Source organism: Zhongshania sp. (genome assembly GCF_041584495.1).
In the GTDB taxonomy this organism is placed as follows: Bacteria; Pseudomonadota; Gammaproteobacteria; order Pseudomonadales; family Spongiibacteraceae; genus Spongiibacter.
Genome location: NZ_JBFHDY010000162.1, coordinates 1 through 5,489, shown reverse-complemented (window position 1 = coordinate 5,489; position 5,489 = coordinate 1). Strand labels below are relative to the sequence as shown.

The window sequence follows — 5,489 nt, the reverse complement described above, 5'->3', positions numbered from 1 at the left end:
CATGCTCGCCAAAGTCGGCGTACTCACCACCGACGAACTCAGCAAAATTCAAGAAGGCTTAGAAGAAATTCGCGCCGACATCCTCAGCGGTCGCTTTGAGTGGTCAGTAAGCCTTGAAGACGTGCACATGAATATTGAAGCACGGCTCACCGACAAAATCGGCATCACCGGCAAAAAACTGCACACTGGCCGCTCGCGCAACGACCAAGTTGCCACCGATATTCGCCTGTATTTGCGCGATGAATTAGCCTTAATCGTAACTGAGCTCAGCCGCCTGCAGCAGGGTTTAATTACCCTCGCCACCCGCGAAGCACACACCATTATGCCGGGTTTCACTCACCTGCAAACTGCCCAGCCCGTTACCTTTGGCCACCACATGCTGGCGTGGAATGAAATGCTAGAGCGCGACTACAGCCGTTTTCAAGACTGCGCAGCGCGTCTCAACCAATGCCCGCTGGGCGCCGCGGCGCTGGCCGGCACCACCTACCCCATCGACCGCCACTACAGCGCCGAGCTACTGGGTTTTGACCGCCCCACCGAAAACTCGCTAGATTCAGTAAGCGACCGCGACTTTGCCATTGAATTCGCTGCCGCCGCCAGCCTGCTGATGACCCATATGTCGCGCTTCAGCGAAGAACTGGTGCTGTGGACCTCGGCCCAGTTCAAGTTTATTGAACTGCCCGACCGCTTCTGCACCGGCTCATCCATCATGCCCCAGAAGAAAAACCCCGACGTGCCCGAACTCATTCGCGGCAAAGTCGGTAGAGTGAACGGTCATTTGGTCAGCTTGTTAACCCTAATGAAGTCACAGCCGCTGGCCTATAACAAAGACAACCAAGAAGACAAAGAACCCCTCTTCGACATTATCGACACCGTGAAAGACTGCCTAAAAGCTTACGCCGATATGGTGCCTGCAATAACCGTCAACGGCGACGTAACCCGCGAAGCGGCCATGCGCGGCTTCTCTACCGCCACCGACCTCGCCGACTACTTGGTGCGCAAGGGCCTGCCCTTCCGCGACGCCCACGAAGTTGTTGGTAAATCAGTCGCTTACGGCATTGCTGAGAACAAAGACCTCTCAGAAATGAGCCTCGCCGAATTGCAGACCTTTAGCACCGATATTGAACAAGACGTGTTTGATGTGCTGACCCTAGAAGGCTCTGTGAATGCCCGAGATCACATTGGCGGCACCGCACCTAAGCAAGTACTGGCTGCGGCTGAGCGCGCGCTAGCGCGGCTTAATTTGCGCGGCTAATATAGATAACCACCGAGCTACTGACATTAAAAAGTCCCTCGGTGGTTGCCTGCTCTAAACTCGCCGTAATACCCTGGTACCCATCGCGCTCGCCCAACAGTTACCACGCTATATTAACGCGATGGTACCACTTCAATCTCGACCTCAATCAAACCAGAATACGTATTGCCTATCGCATCAAAGGCCGACTTTGAAAGATCAATAATACGGCCCTTCACAAAAGGCCCACGATCATTAATTCTGACCACCACGCTTTTACTATTACTGGTATTGGTGACTTTCACATTGGACCCAAAGGGCAATGTTCTATGCGCCGCGGTGTTAAGCTCGTGCTTATACGGTTCACCACTCGCTGTTTTACGACGTTGATATTTATCAGCATAAAAAGACGCCACACCAGACTCCGTAAACCCAAGCCAATGACTACTGTCATTTTGCTGAACCGTAGTACAGCCCACCGCAAACATGAACAAACTAATCATTGTGATACGCGTCAATAAAACGACCATCTGCTAGCTACTCAAGAATTTAATGATATCAACACACGGAGCCGCGGCTAGTGATATAGACCGCGAGAATACGGCCAAAGAAAGCCATTTTAAGACAATAATATTCGCTATTTGTTAGGCCACCCAAAGAAATAAGGGCAAATCGGACGCAATACAGAAACGAGGACTAATCCTGATTAAGCCCCAGCTCTCGCTGCATTTTTTTACTCAAGCCTAAAGACACAATACGGTGGGACTCAGCTAAATAGTATTTTAATTGTTCTCCTGAGTTTTCAAACACCTCGCATTGCTGTATCCATTTCAGCCCCCGAGAGGCCAAGTACGGCGCGGGTCGGTATCCCGGTTCGTCTTTTAATATTTCATAATTATTGTCTGACGCTTTAAACGTGAAGCCCATTTGTCCCGATTTTTGCCAGCCACCAACAGCAAACACCTTTGCGCCCACTTTCCACACATGCGAACCACCCCACTGAAGGCTGTAGGTACTGGCGGGCAAACCGCGGCAAAAATCATTAAAATCGTCATAGCTCATTACTTTTTACCCGCATTTGGCTCCGCCATATTGCCACAAAGTAAAGTGTTCGCGCGCAAAAGTTTGTTAGGTGCTTTCTGGGTTTGCACCAGGAAACCACTCAATGTGCTGATCACCTTGACGACCAATGTATATAACACGCTTACCGCGTAAAAATGCAAAATAGCCTAGTACGCCAGATTGCATAGCACGCTCTGAAAACTGTCGGTAAGACTGGCTATTATTCTGACTATCGACAATAGCGGCCTTCAAGCCACGCGCATCAAAGTCTGCCGACACGGCTGGCAAACTCTCGAACGGTAATGGCACAGAAACAGCACTACCTTCGCTACTGTAAAAAGACGTTTGCAAAGCAATGAAATTAACGTAGTAATACTCTACACCTTGCTCAATAAGTGCTCCTGCAAACTCTGGAAACGACACGTGGCCTGCATGGCTAGCATGTGCGGCACTCGTAATAATATCTGCGTTCATTTATTTCTCCGTATTAAATGATGGCTATATTCCATTGGACAAAACGCATAATGCCTCAAGAAGGGGCGCCGTTTACGGCGCCCCGCTTGCTTGACTTACTATGTGTATAGGATAGATACTTCGCACACACTGCGAGATTATACATAGCGAGTCTAGATATGCGAACCAATATTGAGATAGACGACAAATTGATGAATGACGTGCTAAAAGCTACGGGCCTTAAAACCAAGAAAGACGTTGTTGAGCTTGGACTTAAGACATTGATTAGATTGAACAAGCAGGAAAACATAAAGAAACTTCGTGGCAAGTTGCAATGGTCAGGTGATCTCGATGAGATGAGAACCAACTCGTGATCATAGTGGACTCGAGTGTTTGGATTGACTATTTCTCTGGCGCGGACACACCCCAGGCAGAGAGGCTTGACAGTGTGCTTGGATTAAAACCAGTGGCTATTGGTGATTTGATTTTGACTGAAGTTTTGCAGGGCTTTAGACATGACAAAGACTACAGGGCCGCGCGAAAGGTTTTTGAAAACATTACCATTTTCGATATGCTCGGTACACAAATGGCTATAAAGAGCGCAGAGAATTTTAGAGCACTACGAAAAAAGGGCATTACCGTACGGAAGACAGCTGATGTAATTATTGCGACCTTTTGCATCGAACAGAAACTCCCTCTTCTTTTTTCGGATAAAGACTTTAGACCCTTCGTCAAACATCTCGGCTTAACGGAAGGCTGAGATACACCGGCTATTTTTCGGGGGGGTTACCTGCAGCACTCGTAATAATATCTGCGTTCATTTATTTCTCCGTATTAAATGATGGATATCTTCCATTGGACAAAACGCATAACGCTCGCATTTGAGGCAGCCCAGTGCGAAGCACGCTTTAGGCTGCCCAGCCACGAAGTGGCGGTGATTGATTACTTTGTTATGTTTCATTGCTACTTATTAACTTTATTGATTTAAACCCAAAAAACACACCTATAACGAGGCTGTAGATTTTCTGATTTAGCAGAACGCATGATTCCTCGCGCCTCAAAATCTTGTTTATTTTCGGATTTCTTCACAACGCATCCTGCTCCTTTCGATTTCTATCAGCCCGCTTCGTTTTGCTCTGAGGCCACCGCTTTGAACTGTAAATGGCCCTTGTTCCGCCTAATGTAACCCGATTCGACCATAGCGGGAGAGCTTCTCAATATTGTGGACTAAGCAATACAACTGCCACTGTCCTTGAACCTTGTCTTTACCCCTCAGCGAGAAGCGGTTCAAGCCTTTGTTGGTACCGATGTTACCAAATACTGGTTCCACTACCGACATCCGGTGACTGTAGATCAGTTTGCCCTTGGCACTGTCGACCCGCTTCTTCATCCAGTCTGTCGCCGTCTTGCCACTATCAATAGTGAAGGCCACTTGGCGACCGTGGCCATGCCGTGTATCGGCTGATGCCGGGTTGCGCATGCAGTCAGTCTTAATTGGGCAATGGCGACAGTCGGTGAGCTTGGCCTCGAAGCTAAGCTTGAGTTTGCCGCCGGTGGTAGTGCCTTCGCTGTGCAGCCACATCTCATTTCCTGCCGGGCAATGGCAGGTTTTCTTTGTAACATTGAGAGTAAACTCGCTGGCCGGAATGACTGACTTCTGGCCTTTCACCGTGTCCCGATGGCGCTTCCCGTACTTGGCTTTCTGATCTTTGAACTTTGGATCACGCTGACGGAATTGATTGTCGGGGATGTAGGCGTTAATCCGGTTCTTCTTCAGGAATTCGTTATTGGCTTCATTCGCAAAGCCAGTGTCAGCGGTGATGATCAAGCCTTTTCCAAAGATGGAGGCATCAATGTTTAAGCGCTCGAAGCGGTTCTCGACTCTGCCTAGAACAGGTTTGAGTGTATGGTGCTCTTGACCTTCGCCAAAGGCTTGGGCATCCACAATGATCTGGTGCTTTTTATCCACGGTGGCTACCCCGTTATAGCCTTGGATCGTGCCTTTGCTGGTCAGCATCTTGGCGGATTGGTTGTCGGTGATATTACTTTTTACTTCCTTTGGCCGTTGTCCCTGCCCCATCCTTGGGGCTGCTATCTTTAGGAAATCGTTGATTTTCTTATACTGCTCGAACAGGGTATTGGCGGCCTGCTCGGCCCGTTGCTTGCGCGCCTTTTCGTTGGGTTTACGCGCATCCAGGCGCTGGTGTTCTTTAATGTGGTGCTGAATCTGTTTGCGGAGTTTGGCGGATTTCTGTGCGAGTTCGTCAAAAGTACCGGAGTGCTCTTTCGCCGCATTGGACGACATTTTGCACCCGTCGATGGCAAGCAACTCCAAGCCCAGCAGGCCTTGCTGGTCACAGACCAGCAGAACTTCCTCAAACACCGCTTCAATGGCATCGGGGTAGTTGCTGACAAAACTAGCAATAAGTGTGAAGTGGGGTACCGAGTCGCAGGACAGCGCCTTAAAGATAATATTGTGCTCGCACTGCCACTGGATTTCCCGACTGGAAGTGATCCCCTTGGAATAGGCAAAGAGGATAATCTTGAGCAGCACCGCCGGGTCGTAGGCCTTGCGACCACCTTCGTCATTGTTGTATTTGTCGTAGAACGCTGACAGATCGATATGATTTTCTATGAGATGGTGCAGCGTAAACTCGAAGGTACCAGGCTGGATTTGCTCGGCAAAATTGATCACAACCATCGCATCTTGGTTGTAGTCGTAAGGCTTGAACTTGGGCAT

The 5,489-nt window shown here is 49.1% G+C and carries 7 protein-coding genes; 3 read left to right on the top strand and 4 right to left on the bottom strand.

The features are described from left to right. On the top strand, positions 1 to 1,255 hold a 1,255-nt coding region (argH, locus tag ABYP33_RS17075; RefSeq protein WP_373092360.1), incomplete at its 5' end, for an argininosuccinate lyase. 113 nt (positions 1,256 to 1,368) lie between these two features. Here argH and ABYP33_RS17070 read toward each other — a convergent pair. From ABYP33_RS17070 to ABYP33_RS17060, 3 genes are all read right to left on the bottom strand, one after another. Continuing rightward, positions 1,369 to 1,737: a septal ring lytic transglycosylase RlpA family protein gene (locus ABYP33_RS17070; RefSeq protein ID WP_373092359.1), complete on the bottom strand. Its 369-nt coding sequence runs from the start codon at positions 1,735 to 1,737 to the stop codon at positions 1,369 to 1,371. 193 nt (positions 1,738 to 1,930) lie between these two features. Next, positions 1,931 to 2,296, bottom strand: coding sequence for an MmcQ/YjbR family DNA-binding protein (locus tag ABYP33_RS17065; protein ID WP_373092358.1), 366 nt, complete (start codon positions 2,294 to 2,296; stop codon positions 1,931 to 1,933). Positions 2,297 to 2,362: 66 nt separating this feature from the next. Further along, complete coding sequence (locus ABYP33_RS17060) at positions 2,363 to 2,770, bottom strand: DUF1398 family protein (protein ID WP_373092357.1); 408 nt, start codon at positions 2,768 to 2,770, stop codon at positions 2,363 to 2,365. 158 nt (positions 2,771 to 2,928) lie between these two features. Here ABYP33_RS17060 and ABYP33_RS17055 point away from each other — a divergent pair, with 158 nt between their 5' ends. Together ABYP33_RS17055 and ABYP33_RS17050 are read left to right on the top strand one after the other, a co-directional pair. After that, complete coding sequence (locus ABYP33_RS17055) at positions 2,929 to 3,123, top strand: type II toxin-antitoxin system VapB family antitoxin (protein ID WP_373092356.1); 195 nt, start codon at positions 2,929 to 2,931, stop codon at positions 3,121 to 3,123. Beyond that, positions 3,120 to 3,509, top strand: coding sequence for a PIN domain nuclease (locus ABYP33_RS17050; protein ID WP_373092355.1), 390 nt, complete (start codon positions 3,120 to 3,122; stop codon positions 3,507 to 3,509). The genes ABYP33_RS17055 and ABYP33_RS17050 overlap by 4 nt, the downstream gene beginning before the upstream one ends. Positions 3,510 to 3,926: 417 nt before the next feature. On the opposite strand, the gene ABYP33_RS17045 is transcribed toward ABYP33_RS17050, so the two are convergent. Further along, a partial coding sequence (locus tag ABYP33_RS17045) for a transposase (protein ID WP_373092354.1) occupies positions 3,927 to 5,489 on the bottom strand: 1,563 nt, incomplete at its 5' end.

Coding starts and splice junctions, on each gene's coding strand:
- ABYP33_RS17070 (WP_373092359.1), bottom strand. CDS start 1,737: ATGATTAGTTTGTTCATGTTTGCGGTGGGCTGTACTACGGTTCAGCAA.
- ABYP33_RS17065 (WP_373092358.1), bottom strand. CDS start 2,296: ATGAGCTATGACGATTTTAATGATTTTTGCCGCGGTTTGCCCGCCAGT.
- ABYP33_RS17060 (WP_373092357.1), bottom strand. CDS start 2,770: ATGAACGCAGATATTATTACGAGTGCCGCACATGCTAGCCATGCAGGC.
- ABYP33_RS17055 (WP_373092356.1), top strand. CDS start 2,929: ATGCGAACCAATATTGAGATAGACGACAAATTGATGAATGACGTGCTA.